Origin of the sequence: Streptomyces sp. NBC_01450 (assembly GCF_036227505.1) — a bacterium.
GTDB lineage: Bacteria > Actinomycetota > Actinomycetes > Streptomycetales > Streptomycetaceae > Streptomyces.
Genome location: NZ_CP109481.1, coordinates 1,378,804 through 1,399,728 on the forward strand (window position 1 = coordinate 1,378,804; position 20,925 = coordinate 1,399,728).

General features: G+C 67.5%; 15 protein-coding genes and 8 pseudogenes. 10 read left to right on the forward strand and 13 right to left on the reverse strand.

The window, feature by feature from the left end; genetic code table 11:
* Positions 1 to 229: 229 nt before the first annotated feature.
* On the reverse strand, positions 230 to 628 hold the full coding sequence (locus OG568_RS54910; protein ID WP_329536980.1) for a hypothetical protein: 399 nt from the start codon (positions 626 to 628) through the stop codon (positions 230 to 232).
* Positions 629 to 836: 208 nt separating this feature from the next.
* Between OG568_RS54910 and OG568_RS54915 the strand changes: the two are divergent.
* Positions 837 to 1,013 (forward strand): annotated as a pseudogene (locus tag OG568_RS54915) (IS6 family transposase); the annotation flags it as partial.
* Between the two features lie 725 nt (positions 1,014 to 1,738).
* On the forward strand, positions 1,739 to 3,661 hold the full coding sequence (locus tag OG568_RS54920) for a fibronectin type III domain-containing protein (protein WP_443077979.1): 1,923 nt from the start codon (positions 1,739 to 1,741) through the stop codon (positions 3,659 to 3,661).
* Positions 3,662 to 4,164: 503 nt separating this feature from the next.
* Here OG568_RS54920 and OG568_RS54925 read toward each other — a convergent pair.
* Complete coding sequence (locus OG568_RS54925; protein WP_329537530.1) at positions 4,165 to 4,296, reverse strand: hypothetical protein; 132 nt, start codon at positions 4,294 to 4,296, stop codon at positions 4,165 to 4,167.
* Between the two features lie 259 nt (positions 4,297 to 4,555).
* Between OG568_RS54925 and OG568_RS54930 the strand changes: the two genes are divergently transcribed.
* The 3 genes from OG568_RS54930 to OG568_RS54940 are packed head-to-tail and all read left to right on the forward strand — an operon-like array spanning position 4,556 to position 8,111.
* On the forward strand, positions 4,556 to 5,080 hold the full coding sequence (locus OG568_RS54930; protein WP_329537531.1) for a PadR family transcriptional regulator: 525 nt from the start codon (positions 4,556 to 4,558) through the stop codon (positions 5,078 to 5,080).
* The gene (locus OG568_RS54935; RefSeq protein ID WP_329537532.1) at positions 5,077 to 5,769 is read left to right on the forward strand and encodes an ABC transporter ATP-binding protein; all 693 of its coding nucleotides are present in this window, start codon (positions 5,077 to 5,079) and stop codon (positions 5,767 to 5,769) included. The genes OG568_RS54930 and OG568_RS54935 overlap by 4 nt, the downstream gene beginning before the upstream one ends.
* Positions 5,766 to 8,111 (forward strand): ABC transporter permease, encoded by a 2,346-nt coding sequence (locus OG568_RS54940; RefSeq protein WP_329537533.1) that lies wholly within the window; start codon positions 5,766 to 5,768, stop codon positions 8,109 to 8,111. The genes OG568_RS54935 and OG568_RS54940 overlap by 4 nt, the downstream gene beginning before the upstream one ends.
* Before the next feature lie 377 nt (positions 8,112 to 8,488).
* Here the strand turns inward: OG568_RS54940 and OG568_RS54945 are convergent.
* From OG568_RS54945 to OG568_RS54965, 5 genes and pseudogenes are all read right to left on the reverse strand, one after another.
* Positions 8,489 to 8,624: pseudogene (locus OG568_RS54945) on the reverse strand (IS5-like element IS4811 family transposase); the annotation flags it as partial.
* Positions 8,625 to 9,109: 485 nt separating this feature from the next.
* A pseudogene (locus tag OG568_RS61945) lies at positions 9,110 to 9,382 on the reverse strand (hypothetical protein); the annotation flags it as partial.
* Between the two features lie 220 nt (positions 9,383 to 9,602).
* Positions 9,603 to 9,767 (reverse strand): annotated as a pseudogene (locus tag OG568_RS54955) (IS982 family transposase); the annotation flags it as partial.
* Between the two features lie 57 nt (positions 9,768 to 9,824).
* Positions 9,825 to 10,376, reverse strand: coding sequence for a hypothetical protein (locus OG568_RS54960; RefSeq protein ID WP_329537534.1), 552 nt, complete (start codon positions 10,374 to 10,376; stop codon positions 9,825 to 9,827).
* 7 nt (positions 10,377 to 10,383) lie between these two features.
* On the reverse strand, positions 10,384 to 11,223 hold the full coding sequence (locus OG568_RS54965) for a transposase family protein (protein ID WP_329537535.1): 840 nt from the start codon (positions 11,221 to 11,223) through the stop codon (positions 10,384 to 10,386).
* Positions 11,224 to 11,506: 283 nt separating this feature from the next.
* On the opposite strand from OG568_RS54965, the gene OG568_RS54970 reads away from it, so the two are divergent.
* Entirely contained in the window at positions 11,507 to 12,541 is a 1,035-nt protein-coding gene (locus OG568_RS54970) for a helix-turn-helix domain-containing protein (protein WP_329537536.1), read from the forward strand.
* 458 nt (positions 12,542 to 12,999) lie between these two features.
* Here the strand turns inward: OG568_RS54970 and OG568_RS54975 are convergent, their stop codons facing one another.
* Together OG568_RS54975 and OG568_RS54980 are read right to left on the reverse strand one after the other, a co-directional pair.
* Positions 13,000 to 14,505, reverse strand: a complete 1,506-nt coding sequence (locus tag OG568_RS54975; RefSeq protein ID WP_443077980.1) for a GMC family oxidoreductase — start codon at positions 14,503 to 14,505, stop codon at positions 13,000 to 13,002.
* A 91-nt stretch (positions 14,506 to 14,596) separates the two neighbouring features.
* A complete protein-coding gene (locus OG568_RS54980; protein ID WP_329537537.1) occupies positions 14,597 to 14,938 on the reverse strand; it encodes a hypothetical protein in 342 nt (113 codons plus the stop codon).
* Between the two features lie 389 nt (positions 14,939 to 15,327).
* On the opposite strand from OG568_RS54980, the pseudogene OG568_RS54985 reads away from it, so the two are divergent.
* Positions 15,328 to 16,111: pseudogene (locus tag OG568_RS54985) on the forward strand (NAD(P)H-dependent glycerol-3-phosphate dehydrogenase); the annotation flags it as partial.
* 155 nt (positions 16,112 to 16,266) lie between these two features.
* On the opposite strand, the gene OG568_RS54990 reads toward OG568_RS54985, so the two are convergent.
* The gene (locus tag OG568_RS54990) at positions 16,267 to 17,106 is read right to left on the reverse strand and encodes an IS5 family transposase (protein ID WP_329537538.1); all 840 of its coding nucleotides are present in this window, start codon (positions 17,104 to 17,106) and stop codon (positions 16,267 to 16,269) included.
* 443 nt (positions 17,107 to 17,549) lie between these two features.
* On the opposite strand from OG568_RS54990, the gene OG568_RS54995 reads away from it, so the two are divergent.
* Positions 17,550 to 18,389, forward strand: a complete 840-nt coding sequence (locus OG568_RS54995) for an IS5 family transposase (protein WP_329537539.1) — start codon at positions 17,550 to 17,552, stop codon at positions 18,387 to 18,389.
* A 121-nt stretch (positions 18,390 to 18,510) separates the two neighbouring features.
* Here the strand turns inward: OG568_RS54995 and OG568_RS55000 are convergent.
* Both OG568_RS55000 and OG568_RS55005 read right to left on the reverse strand, forming a co-directional pair.
* A pseudogene (locus tag OG568_RS55000) lies at positions 18,511 to 18,708 on the reverse strand (GNAT family N-acetyltransferase); the annotation flags it as partial.
* Between the two features lie 130 nt (positions 18,709 to 18,838).
* Positions 18,839 to 19,531: an LAETG motif-containing sortase-dependent surface protein gene (locus OG568_RS55005; protein WP_329537540.1), complete on the reverse strand. Its 693-nt coding sequence runs from the start codon at positions 19,529 to 19,531 to the stop codon at positions 18,839 to 18,841.
* Between the two features lie 356 nt (positions 19,532 to 19,887).
* Between OG568_RS55005 and OG568_RS55010 the strand changes: the two genes are divergently transcribed.
* Complete coding sequence (locus OG568_RS55010; RefSeq protein WP_329537541.1) at positions 19,888 to 20,166, forward strand: hypothetical protein; 279 nt, start codon at positions 19,888 to 19,890, stop codon at positions 20,164 to 20,166.
* 43 nt (positions 20,167 to 20,209) lie between these two features.
* Here OG568_RS55010 and OG568_RS55015 read toward each other — a convergent pair.
* Positions 20,210 to 20,461, reverse strand: a pseudogene (locus OG568_RS55015) (transposase); the annotation flags it as partial.
* A gap of 105 nt (positions 20,462 to 20,566) precedes the next feature.
* Here OG568_RS55015 and OG568_RS55020 point away from each other — a divergent pair.
* Positions 20,567 to 20,779 (forward strand): annotated as a pseudogene (locus OG568_RS55020) (hypothetical protein); the annotation flags it as partial.
* Between the last annotated feature and the right edge of the window lie 146 nt (positions 20,780 to 20,925).

Consider the following 20,925-nt stretch of genomic DNA (forward strand, 5'->3'; position numbering starts at 1 on the left):
CGGTCGGCTTCCTGCCGCATGCGGGCGAAGAGCTCGGGTGTGACCTGGCCCCCTTCGCTGGGCACGAGGATCACTTCGGCGCCGAACGCCCGCATGGTTCGTGTCTTCTCCGGTGCGAACGCGTCGGAGGTGACCAGGGTCAGGGGGTATCCCTCAAGGCCGGGTAGTTAGGGACTGCCGGGAAGTCCCGAACACCGCGGCGTTCGGCCGGGAACTGCCGGGAAGGCGGCTACTGTCCAGGGTGGACGGCCTGGATACCGGTCCCCGCGTACGCCTTCGGCGTCAGGGTGAGCAGAAAACGCCCCAAAGGGAAGGCGGCTGATGGCCTGGCGGCGTGGATGGAGTGCACGGCGGCCCAGGAGTGCCCGAAGCGCAGCAGCTCGGTGGCAGTGACCGCGGCGTCGGTGTCGAACGCCTCGATCCGGATGAACCGCAGCCCCTTGATGTAGCTCAGCAGCCCGGGCCGTTCGCCGTCGCCGGCCGTCAGCGACAGCACCGGCGCATACAACGTCCCCAGCCCCCCGGACGCCTGCACATAGAACGCCGCGACCGCCTCGTTGAACGGATCCTTCGGGTCGTACAACGCCGTAGCGGCCGTGTGGTCCAGGACAACCGCAATTGCCCCCACTACGCGGCCGCCTGCGAGCCATGCTGCGCCGCGCCCAGGCTTTCCAACAGGACCCGGGCCTTCGCCTCGGCCTCCGGGCTGGGCACGCTGCCGAGAGCAGAGGCAAGCTCCGCTCGGGCCAGCTCGGCCCGCTCGGCGTACTCGGCCTGAGTCGGGGGCTGACCGGGTGGGATGATCTTCTGGTTGATCGCGCTGGGAGGGGTCGTCCGTGGGGAGCACGTCGCCGTCGTACAGGGGGCGCCGGTACCCGGTCGAGGTGATCTCCCACTGCGTGTGGCTGTACCACCGATTCCCGCTCGGCTTCCGCGAGGTCGAGGAACTGATGCTCCAGCGCGGCGTCATCCTCTCCTACGAGACAGCGCGCCGCTGGTGCGCCAAGTTCGGCCAGGCATAGGCGAGGCGTCGTCCTGACCTCCAACGCAGCCCCTCACCACCCCACGTGGCACACCGACCAGGACTGGATGCGGCGGGCCAACTCCCGTGTCACCGCGGGCTGAACGCGACCCGCGAGCAGCCAAAAGCCGCGTCGGCGAGGCGATCGGTGAGGGCATACACGCCGTCCGGGCAGGTCAGCGGCTCCTGTGGCCGGCAGCCGCTGCACGACCTGATCGGTCCGGCGCTGTGACCACAGTCTCGCCTCAGTGCCGTCGCAGATTGATCCCGAGATGCTCCGGGGACATCTCGGCCTTGAAATTGCTTCGTGACATGGTCCAGTCGCAACGATCGGATGACCGCGGGCCAGGTTGCATCAGCTTTCGTTGCCTTCGTCAGTAGAACGGTCACAGAGTGCACGCGCAGATCGTCGCCAGCTCGGGAGAGATGCGCGTCCAACGACAACGTCGCCCTCCTCGCCCTGCGGGCACCGCACCCACCCCACCCCCACATGAGGTGACCCCGCGCCGACCGGGGAGAGCACCACCCTCCCCGAGGAAATTGATCCGATGTCTTATCGTCACGATCGTTGACGTCTCATCTCGGCACCCCTATTTTGCCAGGATGTTTCCCATACGAGAGCAGGCGTACGCCACGAGGCCCACTGGCGAGCCCTGCTTATTCATCGGGTCTTACCGTGTCATGGCGGCCTTCCTTGGTGCGCTCCTGCCCTTGGCAGTGCTTTTCGCCCTGCCTGCACACGCGGCCACCGCCATCACCTACTTCGTCTCGCCCAGCGGCAGCGACAGCAACCCAGGGACCAGCGCCGCCACACCCTTCCGCACGCTCACCAAGGCGCAGACCGCAGTCCGGGCGATCGACAAGACGACGTCCGGCCCGGTCACTGTGACCCTGGGCGGCGGCGTCTACCGGCTGGCCAACACGCTGACCTTCACCGCCGCGGACTCAGGCGGCGGCACGGCCGGCACCGTCTGGTGGAAGGCTGCGTCCGGACAGACCCCGGTCATCAGCGGCGGTGTCCAGATCAGCGGCTGGGCGAAGACCAGCACAAGCAGCGACATCTGGTCCGCCCCGGCCCCCAGCAGCCTGGACACCCGGCAGCTGTACGTGGGCGGCGTGCGCGCCCAGCGCGCGACAGGCTCCCTGCCGGTGTCGTTGACCCAGACGGCTACCGGATACACCACGGCGTCCGGCAACCCGATGGCCGGCTGGCGCAATCCATCGGCGATCGAGTTCGTCTACCGCGGCGGCCTCGGGCTGTGGACCGAACCGCGCTGTCCGGTCGCCTCGGTCACCAGTACCGCCATCACCATGGCCCAGCCCTGCTGGAACAACTCCACCCAGCGTGTCATGCGTACCGACGACTCGGGCCGCACCTACAACCTGGTCGGCCGCAAATCGATCACCGAGAAACCGACGGCGGTGGAGAACGCCTACGAACTCCTCGACAAGCCAGGTGAGTTCTACCTGGACAAGAGCGAACACCGGTTCTACTACATTCCGCGTTCCGGGGAGAACCTGACCACCGCGGACGTCGAGGCGCCCTCGCTCGACACTCTGGTGGCGTCCTCCGGCAAGGCCTCGGACGAACCCAGTCACGTCGGCTTCCAGGGCATCCAGTTCAGCTACGCGAACTACACGACGTCCAACACCGGCACCGGCTTCTCCGAGATCCAGGCGACGTACCAGGTCACCGGCACCACGGGCTACGCCACCCAGGGACTGTGCGACTTCGTGTCAGGCGGCACCTGCCCGTACGGCAACTGGACGAAGATGCCCGCCGCGGTGCGGTTCACCTACGACAAGAGCATCCACTTCGACCACGACTACTTCGTCCATCTCGGCGCGGCCGGACTGGACCTCGGCGACGGCTCCCAGAACGACACGGTCACCGCCTGCGTGTTCACCGACATCTCCGGCAACGGCCTCGACCTGGGCGGCGTGGACATCCCCCAGCCCAGCAGCTCCGCCCAGCACACCAGCGCGATCACCGTCAAAGACAGCCACTTCTACGACACCGCCACCGAATACCACGGCGGGGTCGCCATCGACGCCGGATACATCGAGACATCGACCATCACCCACAACCAGATCGACCACGTGCCCTACACGGCGATCTCCATCGGCTGGGGCGGCTGGCCCGACAAGGTGAGCCTGCCCGCACAGCCCAACTACTCCAACCACAACACGATCTCGAACAACCTGATCTACGACCACATGTCGCTGCTCGGCGACGGCGGAGCCGTCTACACAAACGGGATCACCGGCACCTCGATGGCGAACGGCGAGCATGTCACCGGCAACGTGGTCCACGACCAGCTCAACACCTCCGGCGGCCACGTCCTGTACACCGACAACGGCGCCACCTACGTGTCGATCCTCGGCAACGCGGTGTGGAACATCAACGTCTCACCATGGGGCAGCAAACACGTGAACTACACCTTGGGCGACGGGACATACGACCCGACGGACATCGAGGGCAACTACTGGCCCAACGGTCCCTCCGACTACGACAACAAGAGCGTCCTGATCCAGAAAAACCACAACATCACCGGGGCGGACCAGGTCCCGTCGAGTATCACCGCAGCCGGCGGCATCGAGGCGCAATACCAGGCAATCCTCTCCTGGCAGCCGGCCTGACACGAAAGCGCCCGGGCGTGCTGCGTTCACCATGGGTGCGGTGCGGCGCCGCCGCTCGGCACCAGTCGCCGTTCCCGCGGCTGCGTCCACGTCGTCGATGCCGTGTCGACCCTTGATACAGCTACGGCATAGGCGTGCCGCCGACCTGCGGTGCTCACCGCAAGTCCCGGCTGGAGGCCCTGCCCGGGCCGCTGCGCATGTGTAGGGCCCCCAGCCTCCGTGTCCACGTGGATTGAATGCCCTCCTGCCCGCAATCCTCCTTCTCGGCGTTGTCCTTGCCGAAACGTCGTCCGTGCAGTCCAGTTGGTGCTGGTGTCGAGCATCGACCCCAGCGCTGTCTTCTCCTCGTCGGTGGTGGTGAGCTTCCACACCGGCTTGATGTGCGTGCAGTCCTTCCCGTAGGTGCACCAAGAAGGTCTTGTTCGTCGGCCGCCACTTTGCCGACCCGATGTCGGACTTCGAACTGTTCGACGACTCCGACGCGATCAGCAGCTGTGGGTCTTTCAGGTCGTTGCCGAACGCCTTGCGCTGGTCGGCGGTCCAGGTGTCGGCGCCGACTGGCGGGCTTTGGCGAGGGGGACCAGGTGGTCGATGGTGGCGTCGGCGACTTCGGTGACCAGTCCTGCCGTCGGCATGCGGGGTACCAGGGGCCGGACTCCGGCTGGCATTCGTCCGTCTGGCTGTGTACGTCCCACCCCGGGCGAGTACCGCCTGGCAGGTCGTAGCCGCCCGTCTACTGCGCCCTGCCATGGGTCGGGCGGCTCGGGCTCGGCCCGTTTCGGAATCGTGACAAGTGGCGGCTTCCCCTCCCTCACCTGCACGGCCATACGCCCCGCCATGAGCTATACGCTCGACGTATACATGCGGCGTATACGCGGTGTGTATAGTGTGCTCATGTCCATCGGTCACACCCTTTTGGGGCTCCTGGAGTCCGGCCCGCGACACGGTTACGACCTGAAGCGGGCCTTCGACGAGACGTTCGGTCACGACCGGCCGCTGCACTACGGCCAGGTCTACTCGACGATGTCCCGACTGCTGAAGAACGGCCTCGTCGAGGTCGACGGGATCGAGGCTGGCGGCGGCCCGGAGCGCAAGCGCTACGCGATCACCGACACCGGCATCACCGATGTGGAGCAGTGGCTCGCGACCCCGCAGAAGCCGGAGGAGTACCTCCAGTCGGCCCTCTACACCAAAGTCGTCCTCGCGCTGCTCACCCACCGGGACGCCGCCGACGTCCTGGACACCCAACGCTCCGCGCACCTGCGCAGCATGCGCGTCCTGACCGACCGCAAGCGCAAGGGCGATCTGGCGGACCAGCTGATCTGCGACCACGCCCTCTTCCACCTGGAGGCGGACCTGCGCTGGCTGGAACTGACCGCCGCCCGACTCGACAAACTCAGTGAGGCTGTAGCCCGATGACGACTTCTCCCCCTGGTTCCCTGCTCACCGCGCAGGACCTGCGCAAGACCTACGGGCACACCCACGCCCTCGACGGCGCCGAGTTCTCCATCCACCCCGGCGAGGTCGTCGCCGTCATGGGCCCCTCCGGCTCCGGCAAGTCGACGCTGCTGCACTGCCTCGCGGGCATCCTGCCGCCCGAATCCGGGTCGATCACCTACAACGGGCGCGAGGTGACGACGATGAGCGACGCCCAGCGCAGCGCGCTGCGCCGCTCCGAGTTCGGCTTCGTGTTCCAGTTCGGACAGCTCGTGCCGGAACTGACCTGCGTGGAGAACGTCGCCCTGCCGCTCAGGCTGAACGGCACCTCCCGCAAGGAAGCCGAGCGGGCGGCGCTCGGCTGGATGGAACGCCTGGAGGTCGACGACCTGAAGGGCAAGCGGCCCGGCGAGGTCTCCGGCGGCCAGGGCCAGCGCGTCGCCGTGGCCCGCGCGCTGGTCACCGGCCCCCGGGTGCTGTTCGCCGACGAACCGACCGGCGCGCTCGACTCCAACAACGGCGAGCGCGTGATGGAACTGCTCACCGACGCGGCCCGCTCCACCAACGCCGCCGTCGTCCTCGTCACCCACGAGACACGGGTGGCCGCCTACTCCGACCGCGAGATCGTCGTACGCGACGGCAAGTCCCAGGACATGGAGCGCGCCATATGAGTCCGCGCCAGTGGTCCAGAGACCTGGCCATGGGAGCCCGGTTCGCCGTCACCGGCGGCCGCGAGGGCTGGGTCCGAATGACGTTGACAGCGGTCGGCGTCGGCCTCGGCGTGGCCCTGCTCCTGTTGTGCACCGCGATGCCCAACGTGATCGCCTCCCGCAGCAAGGTGGAGGACGCCCGCTACGCCAACGTGTACTCCCGGACGGTCCCGCCCAAGGCCGACAACACTCTCCTGATCGCCGACGCCGACACCACCTGGCACGACGACGACATCCAGGGCCGGTTCGTCGAACCCGAGGGCAGGCGGGCGTCGCTGCCCCCGGGGGTCGACCGCTTCCCGGGTAAGGGCGAGATGGTGGTCTCCCCCGCGCTCAAGGACCTGCTGGACTCGGACGACGCGAAACTGCTGCGGGAGCGCCTGCCGTACAAGATCACCGGCACGATCGGCGAGAGCGGGCTGATCGGCTCGCACGAACTGGCTTACTACGCGGGCGCCTCGGGGTTGAAGCTCACGGACTCCTCCCTGGTGACGCGGCTGGCCAAGTTCGGCAAACCGGACGCGACGCCCGAGAAGACCGACCCGGTCCTGCTGCTCATGGTCTTGGTCGTGTTCGTGGTGCTGCTGACGCCGGTCGCCGTGTTCATCGCCGCCGCCGTCCGCTTCGGCGGCGAACGCCGCGACCGCCGCCTCGCCGCGCTGCGCCTGGTCGGCTCCGACCGGGGGATGACCCGGCGGATCGCGGCGGGCGAGGCGCTGGCCGGAGCCCTGCTCGGCTTGGCCGTGGGCACCGGCTTCTTCCTGGTCAGCCGTCAGACGCTGGGCACCGGCGAGCTGCTGGGCGTGAGCGTCTGGCCCAGCTACCTCGACCCCACTCCAGCGCTTGCCGCGCTGGTCGCGGTGGCGGTGCCGGTCGCCGCGGTGCTGGTCACGCTGCTCGCGATGCGCGGCGTGGTCGTCGAACCCCTCGGTGTCGTGCGCGCGGCCAAGCAGAGCCGCCGCCGGCTGTGGTGGCGGCTGCTGCCGACTCTGGCCGGCTTCGGGATGCTCTACCCGATGATCGGCCAAGGCCACAAGAACGGAAACTTCAACCAGTACCTCGTCATCGGCGGCGTCCTGATGTTGCTGATCGGCATCACCGCCCTGCTGCCCTGGGTCGTGGAGGCGGTCGTCGTCCGGCTCGGCAAGGGCCCGCTGTCCTGGCAGCTCGCCGTGCGACGACTGCAGCTGAGCAGCGGCACTGCCGCCCGCATGGTCAACGGCATCGCCGTCGCCGTGGCCGGAGCCATCGCGCTGCAGATGCTCTTCACGGGAACGCAGAGCCAGTACACCAAGAACACCGGCAAGGACCCCAGCCGGGTCCAGATGCAGGTCGACTTCAGCGGCCCCAAGCCACTGTCCGGCATCGAGCGCGAATTCACCGGCACCAAGGGTGTCCGGGCCGCGGTGGCCCTGGCCCGCTCCGAGTACGGGGACTCACGTCGCAACCCGAAGAACAGCAACGGCCTGACCGTGGGTAACTGCGCCGCCCTGCGCGAACTCGCCACATTGCCCTCCTGCAAGGACGGTGACGTGTTCATCACGCGAACGCGGAGCGGCTACTCGGACCCCAGCAACGCATCCGAAATCGCCCTGGTGAAGCCCGGTCGGCAGCTCTACATCGACCCGTCGTACGACGACGCCGAACGCGGCCTCGAGGTGCCCTGGACCGTTCCGGCGAACGTTCGGGAGGTGAACGCGCGCAAGGACTCACTGCAGGACTACACCAGTCTGCTGGTCACGCCCGCCGCTGTGCCCCACAAGGCCGCGCCCGCGGTGTTCTCGGACGGTGTCTACCTGCGTCTGGACCCCTCGGTGCCGGACTCACGGGAGTACATACGCAACGTCGCCGCCCGGATCGACCCCCTGGCACAAACCTTCGGCTGGTCGGCGGCCCAGGAGGACGCCAAGTACACATCCATCCGCACCGGCCTGTTCGTCGGCTCCGCCTTCGTGCTGGCACTGATCGGAGCGAGCCTGCTGGTCTCCCAGCTGGAACAGCTGCGCGAGCGCAGGAAGCTGCTCTCCGCGCTGGTCGCCTTCGGCACCCGGCGCCGCACGCTTAGCCTGTCGGTCCTGTGGCAGACAGCCCTCCCGGTCGGACTCGGTCTCGTACTGGCCACGACGGTGGGCGTCACCCTCGGCGCAGTACTGCTGAAGATGACCCGTACATCGGTGACCATGGACTGGGCGAGCGTGCTCACCATGACGGGCGTGGGCGCGGCCGTGGTCGGCATGGTCACGCTGCTCAGCCTGCCGCCGCTACTGCGCATGATGCGCCCAGCGGGCCTGCGCACGGAATAACCCCTCACACATCCCCCGAAGTGGGCTCCTCCTACCAGGAGGAGCCCACCCCTGCACGCAGGCGAGCCCGGTCGGCATCAGCACAGTCACCGTCAGGGCAACCTCGGCGCACAGCAGGATCCGCAGTCGAGGTGAGCACGCCATCAGACGGCGTCGGCCGGGAGCCTGCCGACAGCGACCAGGCAGAGCTCTGCGGCCGAGGGGCTCGCTGCGTCACCCAGAGCAGGCATCGAGCATCGCCGACAGCGCCGAGCAGCCTGGCCGACTCAGGCGGCGATTCGGGCCGCGTCAAAGCCAAGTAATGGCCCTGACCTTGAGAAGGATCAGTCCCGGTCGGCTTCGCGGGATGCCGACTGTCCGCTCCTGCAGGAGCTTCGGCGGGTGATTCGCCTGGTCATGAGTGTGATGGCGGCCCCAGGTGATCAGCGATTCGGAGTGCAGGATGAGCCGTTCGTAGTCGCGTGCGTGTCGGCGGGCGTGCATGATCCAGGCCAGGGACCGCTCTGTCGCCCAAGCACACTGCGCTTATGGATAGTCAAAGCGGTGAACGGACACCGATAATCGGGCGTGAGGGCCTGCAGCGGTTGGCTGCTGTGGCCCGACGGTTGCGGGGCCGGCTGAGCGACGAGGGGAACAGGTCGCCATGCGCGACGACAGTGATGTCGGCCCCAGAGAACGATTCCGATGGTGCCGGACGGGTGGGTGTGGGCGGTACTGCCGGAGGTGAACCGGCAGGCGGCGGTGGGGCAGTTGGTGTGGCTGGCGAGCCGCGCGTTGTCCGCCGCGACGGCGAGTGAGCGGGACCACCGATGAACTCGGTGATGCCGTGGGAGCGGCCCGGCAGCAAGATCGACGACCGTCACCTGCAGCGGCTCGCGGTGATCTATATCCGCCAGGTCTGGGTCCACCACGAAGGCGCGCGCGGCGCCCGACTCGGTGAAGCCGCACTTGGTGTAAAAGCGGCGGGATTGTGGGGTGTCGCGCAGCGTCCAGAGGTGTACCCGGGAGTATCCGTCGTCGTGCAGCTGGCTCAGCGTCTCGGTCATCAGTGCGGCGGCAATGCCGCTGCCCCAACCGTCGGGGGGCAGTAGAAGCTGAAGATCTCTGCGAGACCTGGCCGAGTCGGGGACGGGTGCAGGAAGGACAGCGCCAGCCCCGCCGCCGGAGGTGGCGGAGAACTTGACGGCGGCGCCGTTGCCCTGGCCCGTGGTCGCCGCCTTGGAGATGGTGAACTTCTCACTCCAGTTGGCGGAGTTGGTCTTCAGCGTCATCTGGTGCTTAACACTGAAGTCGGCGGTGCCCTCGATGACCGGGCGCCCGTTGATGACTTTCAAGGTTGCGCAGGGTGGCCATGGCGCGGGGTGTGGCGTCGGTGCGTATTCGTGAGGCGTCCTCGTCGTAGGTGACGTCTCGGATGTGGTGCAAGGGCTCAACCGACCAGTGGTTCTGCGCGAGTTCGGCAAGCGCGACTACGAACTGCTCGCCGGGCTCCCAGCGGGCCTCGCAGTGAAAGCCCAGAATCGCCTGGGCCACGGCCAGCGTCACCAGTTCCGCGTCGGTCAGACGAGGCGGCCGCCCACGCCATCGCGGGGTCTTCAAACGGTCATCGACATGCACGTACAATGCCGTCAAGAGGGTGTCTAAATCGGTCGTCACAACCCGATGCTGGACACGCTCCCCACGTCTGAGAACCCCGCAATCGGAACTACTCGTCTAGTAGGGGAAGTCGTAGGCGATGAAGGCGAGGCAGACGACCGTTCCGTCCTCCTCCAGTGCCTCGTAGCCGTCTCGTTCTTCCTCATTGACCGGGAAGAACAGGGCGTTGCCACCGCGGTCCGGATCGGTGACGATCTCGGCGTAGTTGACCCGGCGGCCCTGGCCGTCGCCGGCCGCGATGATCCGCTTGACCTCGCGGAGATCGGCCTCGGCATCGCGGCCGCCGACGTGCAGCGGGTCGAACGGATCGCCGCACAGGACGGCGTATCCGTCCAGCGCCGCCGGCTCGTAGCCGTTGTACCCGTCGTTCCAGTCGGCCGCGACGATCCGGGCGGGATCCGCCAGCGGCAGGACGACCATGCTGACCCGGGCCACCGCCGGTTCGTCGCCCACCTGAGACCAGTAGAAGCCCGCGTACACCGGAGCCTTGCTGGGGCCGGAGAGCAGGCCGCCGTGACCCCATCGACCGGTGGTCGCCATCCCGTACCAGGTGACCGTCTCCGCCAGTTCCAACTCTCCGACGCACGCGAACCATTCCGGCCGCGTCATTCCCTTCTCACCGTTCCGATTGACGTGATCCACCCACTGCCATAACAGGGCGTCCATGGTGGCCGCTGGAGTGGCGAAAGCGGGCGAATCCTTGTCTGTTGTCATGGCGCACAGCATGGCAGGGGGGTGTGACAGTCCCGCCGCGTCCAGGCGGGTGGCCGACGACAAGTCGCAGCTGTGCGTGCCACACCCCGCGTGTGTGCGCGATCGGCCGGACAGGTCCTGGACGTGCCCTGGGGCGGCGCGGCTCACTGATGCTGGACCGGCGGGTAGTTGCCGGTCTCCCGATGGTGTTGATGTCGGCGTTGGACCGCGAGTCCCCCGCGTTCGCGGCGATCTGGCGCTGGGCGATCACGGTCTGGCAGGCGTGGAGTACGGCGGCGAGCAGGTGGACGGCTGCGCCGTCGGTGCGGGATCCTCGCACGGTCTTGCCGTCGACGGCCAGACCGACCAGGGTGTCACCGGGTTCGTCGACCGGGTCGGCGGCGTACCGGGCGAGCCAGGCGCCCACGGCGTCGTCCAGGGCGTCGCCGTCCAAGCGGGCCAGAAGTCGTCCCAACGTGGAGGCGTTCGGCGTGCTGGAGGTCAGTCCGAGTTGTTCGCACAGGTCGGAGTCGGTATCGGCGGCGAAGCGGACGATGGCCGCCAGGGAGGTGGCTCCGCCGAGGACGGCGACCATGCACAGCGCGAGCAGGGAGCCCAGGCGGTAGCGGCGGCCCCGGACCCGGCGGGGATCGGGTATCCGGCCCAACACGTCCGCCAGGCAGGTGAGCTGTGACGGTTCCGGACAGGTGGAATCGGTGTCCGCGCAGTGGCGTTGCAGGACACTGGTTGGGGAGGATGGCACGCGAACGCGCCCCCTGTTCGTGATCAAAGGCTTCGAGAGACTTGATCATCAGGGGTCGCGTCTCTCGTTGCCGAACTGGGCGAACCGACCACGGCGGCGCGTACGCAAGCGATCAGCTCATCTCGCCGAATCAGAACGCATCAGCTCTGCCCCTCGACCGCTGCCATGCGGGCCGTCTGTAGGAAGATTGGCACAGTGCCCAGATGAGCCATGGCGACGTCCTGCGGAACACGAGCACCACAGGATGGCGTTGAAGCAATGACGGTGAGGGGATCAGAGAGTCATGCACAGTTCTGGAGCGGGGGTCGACGGCGCGCGCGGGGTGCTCGCAGTGGACTCGACCGCCCCGGACGCCGCACCGCGGGGACTCGACGCCTTCCGGCGCGGGTGGGAGACGCAGATCGGCGACGATGTCTTCCAACTGCCGGCCTTCAGCCCGGACACGAGCGGTGACTTCCGGGTCAAGGGCAGCGTGGCCAAGGTGCACGGCGCGGCGATCGCCGATCTTCACGCCGCGTCGGCAACCCGGACCGCGGACGCCCCGGGCGGCGATCAGGATCTGGTGGCCATGTACGTAGTGCAGCGCGGCGCATGGACTCTGGGCGGCCCGCCCGGTTGCGGCGAGCAGACCGTATCGGCCGGGCAGTTCCTCGTCCGGCACGTCGGGCGCCTGACGGCCTTCGAGACGACGGCGCACCTCACGGCGAAGTTCTTAGTCCTGCCCCCCGGCGAGCTCAAACCCCTGCTCGGGAACCGGGTCATCACCGGGCCGGCGGACTCGGCCGAGATACGCCTGCTGACGGCCCTCACGGATATGATCCACACAACTGTGGCCGACCTCGGCCCAGCCGGTGTGGAAGCCACCCACGGCGCCCTGATCGAGCTGGCCAAGGCGGTGGCGAAGGGCCGGTTCGACGACGTAGAACCCCGGCTGGCTCCCGCGCTCACCCAGGCAGCCAAGGACCTCGCGGACCGCCGGCTCGCTGATCCCGAACTTTCTCCTGCGATGCTTGCGCGTGAACTCAACGTCTCCGTCCGTACTCTGCACCGGGCATTCGCCGCAGTGGGAGAACAGGTGGCCACCTACATCCGCCACCGGCGACTGCAAGAGGCCCGGCTCGCCCTCACCGCGCCGTCAGGTCGCCTGAGTATCTCGGAACTCGCCGCACACTGGCAGTTCGCGGACAGCAGCCACTTCACCCGGACCTTCAAGAAGCACTACGGCCAGACTCCCACCGAGTACGCCCGCTCGACCGGAGCAGCCTCGCTCTCGCCGAACAGGCACCTGCCGGGCCACGGGCCGGCCGAAAGCGCGTGACCAAAGGTACGACCGCAGTTCAGCGGATGCCGCCAACTCGTGTCCCAAGCAAGGCAGGGCGGCGCTGTGGGCGGCCTGGGCATGTGACCGCGGCGGGATGTTGTCGATGAGGGCGCGGGTCTGGGTGACCTCGCCGGCGGTCCCGCGGAGCCCTCGGTCCTTAGGAACTCGGCGGTGCCCGGCGAGCTGAGAGGTGATCCACCGCCCCGTGGCTCACCATTGGGTGGTGTTTGCTGCCCGCCTTCCGCTGGCCGACCGACGACGGACCGGCGTCAGCTCCCCCTCTTTCGCGCGTATGCGGCAGCCGTCCACACAGGCCCTCGACCCGTCGAGCTCGCCGGCCGCCTTGAGTTCGGCAAGCAGGATGCCGGCAGCTGGTCGAGACTCCGACCAGCTGCCGACGGTCCAGGCGTCGGGGATGAGCGCGTTGCGGAAGCGCCGTGGGCGCTGAAGAAGGCTCAGTCGAGCAGTTCGGCGGCCCGTTCGGCGATGGCGTAGACGGTCGCGTTGGTGTTGGCCGAGGGGATGGACGGCATCACCGAGGCATCGGCGACCCGCAGTCCGGCTATTCCGTGCACGCGAAGGTTCGCAGGGTCGACGACGGCATCGGCGTCGGTTCCCATGCGGCAGGTGCCGGTGAAGTGGAAGTAGGGGCCGGTGGCCTTGCGGATGAACTCGTCCACGGATTCGCCGCTCGTACCGGAGCCCGGCACCGCTTCCTGCTTGCGCCAGTCGGCGAACGCGTCGGCCTCCCCGATGCGGCGTGCCAGGGCCAGGCCCTTGCGCATGACCTCCAGATCACGGTCGTCGCTCAGGTAGCCGGGGTCGACGACGGGAGCGCTGCCGGGATTGGCGTCCGCCAGGCGCACGGTGCCGCTGCTGTGCGGAGCCATCGCCGAGAAAGCAATGGAGTAGCCGTTGGCCGGCGGCTGGCCCCATGCCGACGGGAGCGGTGCGGCGACGATGTAGACCTGAAGGTCCGGCCGGGCCGCGGCGGGGTCGCTGTACAGCAGGCCCATCATTTCGGCGGGCGGGTTGGCAGGAACGAACGGTACGGGCTGGATGGCCTCGTACACCACGCCCGCCATCGGATGGTCCTGCAGATGGGAGCCCGCTCCCGGCAGGTCGGCGACGACGTCGATACCGTGTTCCTCAAGGTGTTGTGCCGGGCCGATCCCTGACAGCATCAGGAGGTGTGCGGAACCGATGGCCCCCGCGGTCAGTACCACCTCGGCGCCATCGACGGACAGGTGCTCCCCACCGATGGTGTACTCGACGCCGGTGCAGCGGCCCGCGGTGGTGCGCAGCCGCTGCACGGTCGCGTCCGTGACGACGTCCAGGTTCGGCCGGTCGAGGAACGGACGGATGTAGGCGTCGGCCGCGCTCTGGCGGGCGCCGCCGGGCAGATTCATGTCACTCCACCCGAACCCGGTCTCCAGCCCTCCGCCGATGTCATCGGCGCGTGCGAACCCAGCCTCCACCGCGGCGTCGACGCCCGCCGTGGCAAGGGGATGGGGTTCCGGGACCGGGGCGACCACGACCGGCCCGTCCGTGCCCCGCACGGAGGCATCACGGCTGCGAGTGCTCTCGCTGCGGCGGAAATAGGGCAGCAGATCGTCGAAACCCCAGCCCGGAGCACCGAGGCCGGGCCATTCGTCGTAACCGGAGCGGTGCCCCCGCAGGTGGTAGAGGCCGTTGATGCTCGACGATCCGCCGAGCGCTTTGCCGCGTAGCACGTCAGCGACCCTGCCTGTACCGGTCTGCACGGTCGAGGCGCCCAGCCAGAGGGATGACGGGTCGAACCCCAGGAAACCCCAAGGAGATGCCATCGTCTCGGTTGCGTCCCGGGCTCCCGCCTCCAGCAGCAACACCCGCACGCCGGGGCGTTCCGAAAGCCGGGAGGCAATCACGCATCCCGCTGTCCCCGCTCCCACCACGACATAGTCATAAGGACTCTTGCCCATCATGTCTCCGCTTTCCACGGCAGCCTTGTCCGACCACCGGATTTCAGAAAATCAGCTCCTCGACGATCAAGGAGCTGATTATGCTTATGTACTAAAGGGGTCTAAAAGTGAGGATGGCTGTCTTCGCGTCAGCACTATGGGTCGCCCAGCCGCGTCCGGGCTCGGTGCGCAGAAGGCGTGGAACCGGCTGATCAGCAGCGAGCGGGCTCCAGTGGAGCACGGCTGTCCGGATGGAGGCCCGCCACGCGCCCCTGCTGGTGTGGGCGTTGCTGGTGCTGACGGACACCGAGGTGACCCGGTGACAAACGACCACCTTGATCCGGCGGACCTGGGCACGCCCCATCCGCACACGGCCGATCACCCCGTTGGGGCTGTCCATGTCGGCGCCGGTACCTGCGATGACGGCCATGCGGCCGGAATTCTCTTGGTTCACGAGTTTCTCGTCTTTGGTGTGTACCCGTCCAGGAACAGCCCGGGTGTTCCCTCTGCCGTCGAAGCTTAGGAAAACCGACACAGCTCGCACTTGAACCACCGCGACGTCCGTTCGGAACCTGAGCGCCATAAGACAACGTTGGAGCGCGCGCGGCCGGGCTCACGGTGGAGTACATCGACGAGCGGCCGGACGAACCGGCGATGTGGAGGCGCTTCTACGGCTGTGGCAGCCCCACGAAGCGGAGCTGCGCCGGGAGCTCGGTGACGACCAGGCGGCGCGGGAAGCTGAGCTGGTCCTGCCCCGGTTGGCGACGCGCGAGGCCTTGGCCGTGACGCTGAGGAGGCCTTCGGGTGGCGGAAGGGTCGCCGGGGTCAGGGCTCGCGAGGTGGATGGGGTGTCGGGTGGCCCGGGTTGCGGTGCTCTCCGCAGGGTCGTGGGGGACGACGATGGCGGAGGTGTTCGCCGACGCCGGCAGCGACGTCACGATCCACGCCCGACGGCCTGAGGTCGTCACCGAGATCAACGTCCGGCACCAGAACGCCCGGTACCTGCCCGACGTCGTCTTGCCCGACCGGCTCCGCGCGACAGTAGACCCGGTCGAGGCGCTCGCCGGGGCCCGGCATGTCGTTGCTGTCGATCCCGGCGCAGGCGCTGCGGGCGAACCTCGCCGCCTGGGCACCGCGCATCGAGCCGGACGCGGTCGTGGTGAGCTCGATGAAGGGTGTCGAGACGTACTCCGGGCTGCGGATGTCGGAGGTGATCCACCAGGTCACGGGCATCCCGTTCGAGCGGATCGCGGTGCTGTCCGGGCCGAACCTGGCCCGGGAGATCGCCGGTGGGCAGCCCGCCGCGTCCGTGATCGCCTGCCCCGACGAGACGGCGGCCGCCGCGCTGCAGAAGGCGTGCCACACCCCGTACTTCCGCCCCTACACGCGCACGGACGTGGCGGGCTGCGACCTCGGCGGGGCGATCAAGAACGTCATCGCCCTCGCGGTCGGCCTGACGGCCGGTCTGGGCATGGGCGGCAACGCCCGCGCCCTCCTCGTCACCCGCGGCCTCGCGGAGACCGCGCGGCTCGGCCAAGCTATGGGCGCCGACCCGCTGACGTTCTCTGGCCTCGCCGGGGCCGGCGACCTCATCGCCACCTGCTCCTCGCCGCTGTCCCGGAACCGGAACGGCACCCGCAGTCCTACTGGCTGGAGACCGCACCACCCGGCGGCCCCTCTCCCCCACCCTCGGGCGACCTCACCGTCGACGTCGCCGTGGTCGGCGCCGGCATCGCCGGACTCAAAGAGCGTTTTGTCCCGGCGGGGTTGTTTGTTCGAGGTTCAGGTGTCGCGCCAGTTGGGGGTGGACTCGTGGGTGAGTCTGCGGCTTATGAGGTCGATCATCGCGATGTGGATTATGGCTTCGGAGCGGTGGGGGTGGGTTTCGTAGTCGCGGGCCAGGCGGCGGTGGTGCATGAGCCAGCCGAAGGTGCGCTCGACGACCCAGCGCCGAGGGATCACTTTGAAGCCTTTGACGCCGGGGTCGCGTTGGACGACTTCGACGTCGATGCCGAGGCGTGCGCCATGGCCGATGGCTTTGGTGCGGTAGCCGGTGTCGGCCCATGCTTTGGTCACGCGCGGATGAGTGGCGGCGATGTGGGACATCAGGTGCATGCCGCCGACGTTGTCGGAGACGCTCGCCGCGGTGACCCAGACCGCCAGCAGCAGGCCGAGAGTATCCACTCCGATATGACGCTTGCGACCTGCGATTTTCTTGCCGGCGTCGATGCCCTGTCCGGCCGCGGGCACGTTCGCGGAGGTCTTCACGCTCTGCGCGTCCAGCACGCAGGCGGTTGGCTCACCGTCGCGGCCTTCGGCCTCCCGGAGCAGGCGCCGCAGAAGGCTGTTGAGTTGGTCGAAGACGCCTTCTTTCTGCCAGGCGGCGAAGTAGCCGTAGACCGTCTCCCACGGCGGGAAGTCATGAGGTAGGTAGCGCCAAGCAATGCCGGTGCGGTCGACATAGAGGATGGCATCCATGATGCGGCGCAGATCGCGCTCGGGCGGCCGGCCAATGTCGAGCCCCTTGCTCCTGCGCTCGGTCCGCCAGGTGGTGAGTGTGGGCCCGATCAGTTCCCAGCGTGCATCGGAGAGGTCGCTGGGATACGGGCGTTGTCGCGTCATGTTTAGGTAGTACCGTCGGGCAGCCCATCCCTGCAGGGCGTAAATGGGGCCAAGCGGGGGCGCCTTGGGATCAGACAGGAGCGAACTGGTGGAAACGGGCGGCCGAAGGGCGCAATCCGCCTCTATCCACCACACAGAACACTTTCGCCCCAACAGCCTTCTCGACTCGGCCCGATGAAGCGCCACCAAACAACCTCGCCGGGACAAAACGCTCTTTGAGTGGGGATTTAGGTATGACTTGCGGTGCTACGTCGCTCTTGCGGCTTGGTCTTTTTGAAGTGATTTGCTTCCTATGTGCAGCTTCACGGCCTTCCAGGCTCCGGCTTCGGCGCCCATTTGCTCCGTGTCTCGCACCCAGATTCCGTCTGTTCTATGGACGTCATAGAAACGCCCAGCTGGTCAAGTAACGCCGTCAGTGGCGCTGTTGGTGTAGGAGCCATTTCGTGAGCCAGCGGAAGCCGTACCCCAGCGACCTGTCCGACGCCCGATGGGCATTGATCGAACCGACCTTATCCGCCTGGAGGAAAGCCCGACTCGATCGCAGACCCACCGGCCAGCCGGCCCAGGTCGAACTGCGCGATGTCTTTAACGCAATCCTGTACATCAACCGCACGGGAATCCCGTGGAAATACCTCCCGCACGACTTCCCGAACCACGGCACCGTCTACGCCTACTACGCCGCTTGGCGCGACGAAGGAATCCTCGCCCAACTCAACTACGACCTGACCGGCCTGGCCCGCGTCAAGGAAGGGCGCAAGCCCGAACCGACAGCCTCCGTGATCGACACACAGAGCGTGAAGACCTCCACCAATGCGCCCCTGACCAGCCAGGGGACGGATGCCGGAAAGAAGATCGTCGGCCGGAAAAGGGGCATCATCACAGACACGCTCGGCCTGCTCCTCGCCGTGACCGTCACCGCCGCAAGCCTGTCGGAAAACGCCGTCGGAATACGACTACTCGACCAGGCCAAAAAGACCTACCCCACCATTTCCAAGAGCTGGGTCGAAACCGGATTCAAGAACGCCGTGGTCGAGCACGGCGCCAACCTCGGAATCGACGTCGAAGTCGTCAACAGAAACCCCGACATCCGCGGCTTCCACGTCGTCAAAAGGCGCTGGGTCGTCGAGCGAAGTCTGGGATGGATCATGCTCCGCCGACGCCTGGCCCGCGACTACGAGACCCTCCCCGCCGGCTCCGAAGCCATGATCCACATCGCCTCGATCGACAACCTCGCCAAGCGCATAACGGACGAGGCCGCACCTACCTGGCGAGGCACCTACTAGGACATACGGGGCGATCTACCTAAATCAAATGCCCTCTGAGAACCCATCTTTGAACCTCGATTGATCTCCTCGCGCCCGCCCGGCTTCATCCCGGTGAGTGCGGACACTGCCGAGCACGAGCTCAGTCGGACAGCGCGACCGGGGACCACATGCCGAACCACTGCTCGGCGCCGTAAGCCTCAAACCGCTCTACCTCGATGAACCCCAGCTTCGCCGCGAGGCGCATCGAGCGGACGTTGGCGGTCTGGGTGGCGAGCACCACTGGTTCGCCGGGAAGCGCGTCGGCGAACCAGTCGAGTGCCGCTGCGCACGCCTCGGCGGTCGGCCTCGGCGGTCTTGGCGCCGAGGAGTGCTTCCAACTCGGCTTTGTCCTGGTTGAGTTCATGGCCTGACTCATGATCTTCGGTCGGGCCGTTGCGACCTGACGGACGATCGTGAGACAGGGGCTGTCAGTGGGAACGGTGTGCCGCTCGGCGGCGCAGCGCGACGACCATGCCGCCGCCGGCCACGATCAGGGCCCCGGCGCTGCCGGCGATCACCGTGGTACTGCTGCCCGCGCCGGTCTCAGCAAGGTCGGTGCCACCGCCCGCGGGCGACGGGGCGTTGCTTGCACCCGGCACGGCGGCCGCGCTGCTGCTCTGTGCTGGGCTCGGCAGCGTGGTCGGGGTGGCGGAGGACGTCGAAGAGGGATGCGTGGACGGAGTTGCGGGCGCCGAGGAAGAGGGGCCGGAGGTCTCGCAGGTTTCGTCCCCTACGACGGTCAGCGGCTGGATGTCTTCGTCGACCTGGTCGCCCGCCTTGACGTGGACCCGGAAGGTGTCGCCCGCGTACCACTCCATGGGGTTGAGATCGACGGTGGTGCCCTGCGCGGTGGGGTGCTCGATCTTCTTGGTGTCGACGAGCCGTTCGCCGCCGGGCATGCTCAGCTGCACGTAGAGGGTGATGGTGGCCGGGGTGCCGGAGGCGTCCTTGTCGGTGACGCGGATGACGCCGTTGCCGCCTGCGTCGCACACGGCCGCTGCCGAGAAGTCGCCGATGCTGCACGCCAACGCCGTATGGGCGGCGCCGATGGAGAGTGCGGCCGTGGCGCCGAAAACGCCTATGACGCGTGCCGCTCTGGCGGTGTGATGGGAAAGGAACACTCTTGTCCTCTACGGTCGATGAGGGTGCGACGGGACGATCCGCCAGTCCGGCAGGCCAGCCGCTGGAGCGCGAAACTCCTTACGTTTACAAGCCCGTCGAGCGCCCTGTCAAAGACGCATCACCGCAGGTCACGGCACGATGAATAGGTGGTCATGATCCGGCCCGAGGTCGGTCAAGCGATGGTCATGGGCGGGTGTGAGGCACGTACGTACTACTGATCGCCTTCAAGGTCTGCGCCGATTTCTGGATGAAGGCGTAAGAGGTCGCGCAGATAGGCGGCTGCTAGGACGGCGTTGAGGGCGTGTACGCCAGTTAGGCTCAGAAGATCACTATTACAGACCGCTATGAGGGGGCCATGGCCGTCACCTACTTGATGCTTGCGCGGCTGCCTGAAGGGGGCTTGGGCGCCTTCGACGCTTATGAAAGCACTGTCCTGCCGCTCCTTGCCGAGTACGGAGGGCGTCTTGAGCGCCGCCTTCGCACTCTGGACGATCAGGTCGAGGCCCATCTCATAACCTTTCCCGACAGCGAGGATCTCGCTGCCTACCGGGCGGATCCCCGGCGTTCTGCCGCTGCACCACTGCTTGAGTCGTCTGGGGCAGCGGTCGAACTGCTCGCGGTGCGCGACATTTAGAGGTGGCGCGGATAAGGGTGTGGGCCTTAACTTCGCGGCCTTGGAAGACGCCCAGTCGTATCCACTCGTCACGGCGGCTTCGGATCGTGGTGGCCGAACAGGTCGTGTCGGCGATCGCCTCGTAAGAACAGCCGAAGCGCAGCAACTGCAGCATCTTGTCGAAGACGATCCGGTCACTGATGCGCCGACGGTGGCAGCCGAGTGGATGGTCCGGGTGGTACCTCGCCCGCCCGGGCAGCACGGCCGCGAATTGGTCCCAGAGCGGTTCGGTGAGTCATGATGGCAGCGCGGGCACAGGTCTCCCCAGTGATCACAGAGCGTCGCAACTCCATGATCACCAGGCCCTGTGCCCGTTCTGTTGCCGGTGTCCCCAACGCGCCTATCCGCGCGGCCTCTAAGCACCGAGTGCTGGAAGGCAGCGCGCGACGCCGACACAGAGTCCAAGGAGGAGTGGCTCGCCGCTAAGCGCGCCGAGGAGCAGGATGCCGCCGCCGAGTGGGCGAAGCAGTTCGACATGCCGCAGATGGAGGGCCTGGAGAAGGCCCTGGACTGGGGCGAGCGGTCCCGACACCAGCTGATGACCTCCGCGCACACCGCGCTGGTCATCGAAGGGTTCCCTGTCAAGTTCAGCGTGTTGGTGTCCGGTGCGGCTGAGGGTTGTGGAACAGGGCGCGAAGGACCAGCGGGACGAAGTGTGTGTCTTCCTGGGGCGCGTCGCGGGTGTGCAGACCTACCTTGCGTTTCTGGCGGTCGGCGTCC

Excerpts from the sequence above, each read along its gene's own strand:
- OG568_RS54925 (WP_329537530.1), bottom strand. The coding sequence starts at position 4,296 with ATGCCGACGGCAGGACTGGTCACCGAAGTCGCCGACGCCACCATCGAC.
- OG568_RS54930 (WP_329537531.1), top strand. The coding sequence starts at position 4,556 with ATGTCCATCGGTCACACCCTTTTGGGGCTCCTGGAGTCCGGCCCGCGA.
- OG568_RS54935 (WP_329537532.1), top strand. The coding sequence starts at position 5,077 with ATGACGACTTCTCCCCCTGGTTCCCTGCTCACCGCGCAGGACCTGCGC.
- OG568_RS54940 (WP_329537533.1), top strand. The coding sequence starts at position 5,766 with ATGAGTCCGCGCCAGTGGTCCAGAGACCTGGCCATGGGAGCCCGGTTC.
- OG568_RS54960 (WP_329537534.1), bottom strand. The coding sequence starts at position 10,376 with ATGACGCGGCCGGAATGGTTCGCGTGCGTCGGAGAGTTGGAACTGGCG.
- OG568_RS54970 (WP_329537536.1), top strand. The coding sequence starts at position 11,507 with ATGCACAGTTCTGGAGCGGGGGTCGACGGCGCGCGCGGGGTGCTCGCA.
- OG568_RS54975 (WP_443077980.1), bottom strand. The coding sequence starts at position 14,505 with ATGGGCAAGAGTCCTTATGACTATGTCGTGGTGGGAGCGGGGACAGCG.
- OG568_RS54990 (WP_329537538.1), bottom strand. The coding sequence starts at position 17,106 with ATGACGCGACAACGCCCGTATCCCAGCGACCTCTCCGATGCACGCTGG.
- OG568_RS55010 (WP_329537541.1), top strand. The coding sequence starts at position 19,888 with ATGGCCGTCACCTACTTGATGCTTGCGCGGCTGCCTGAAGGGGGCTTG.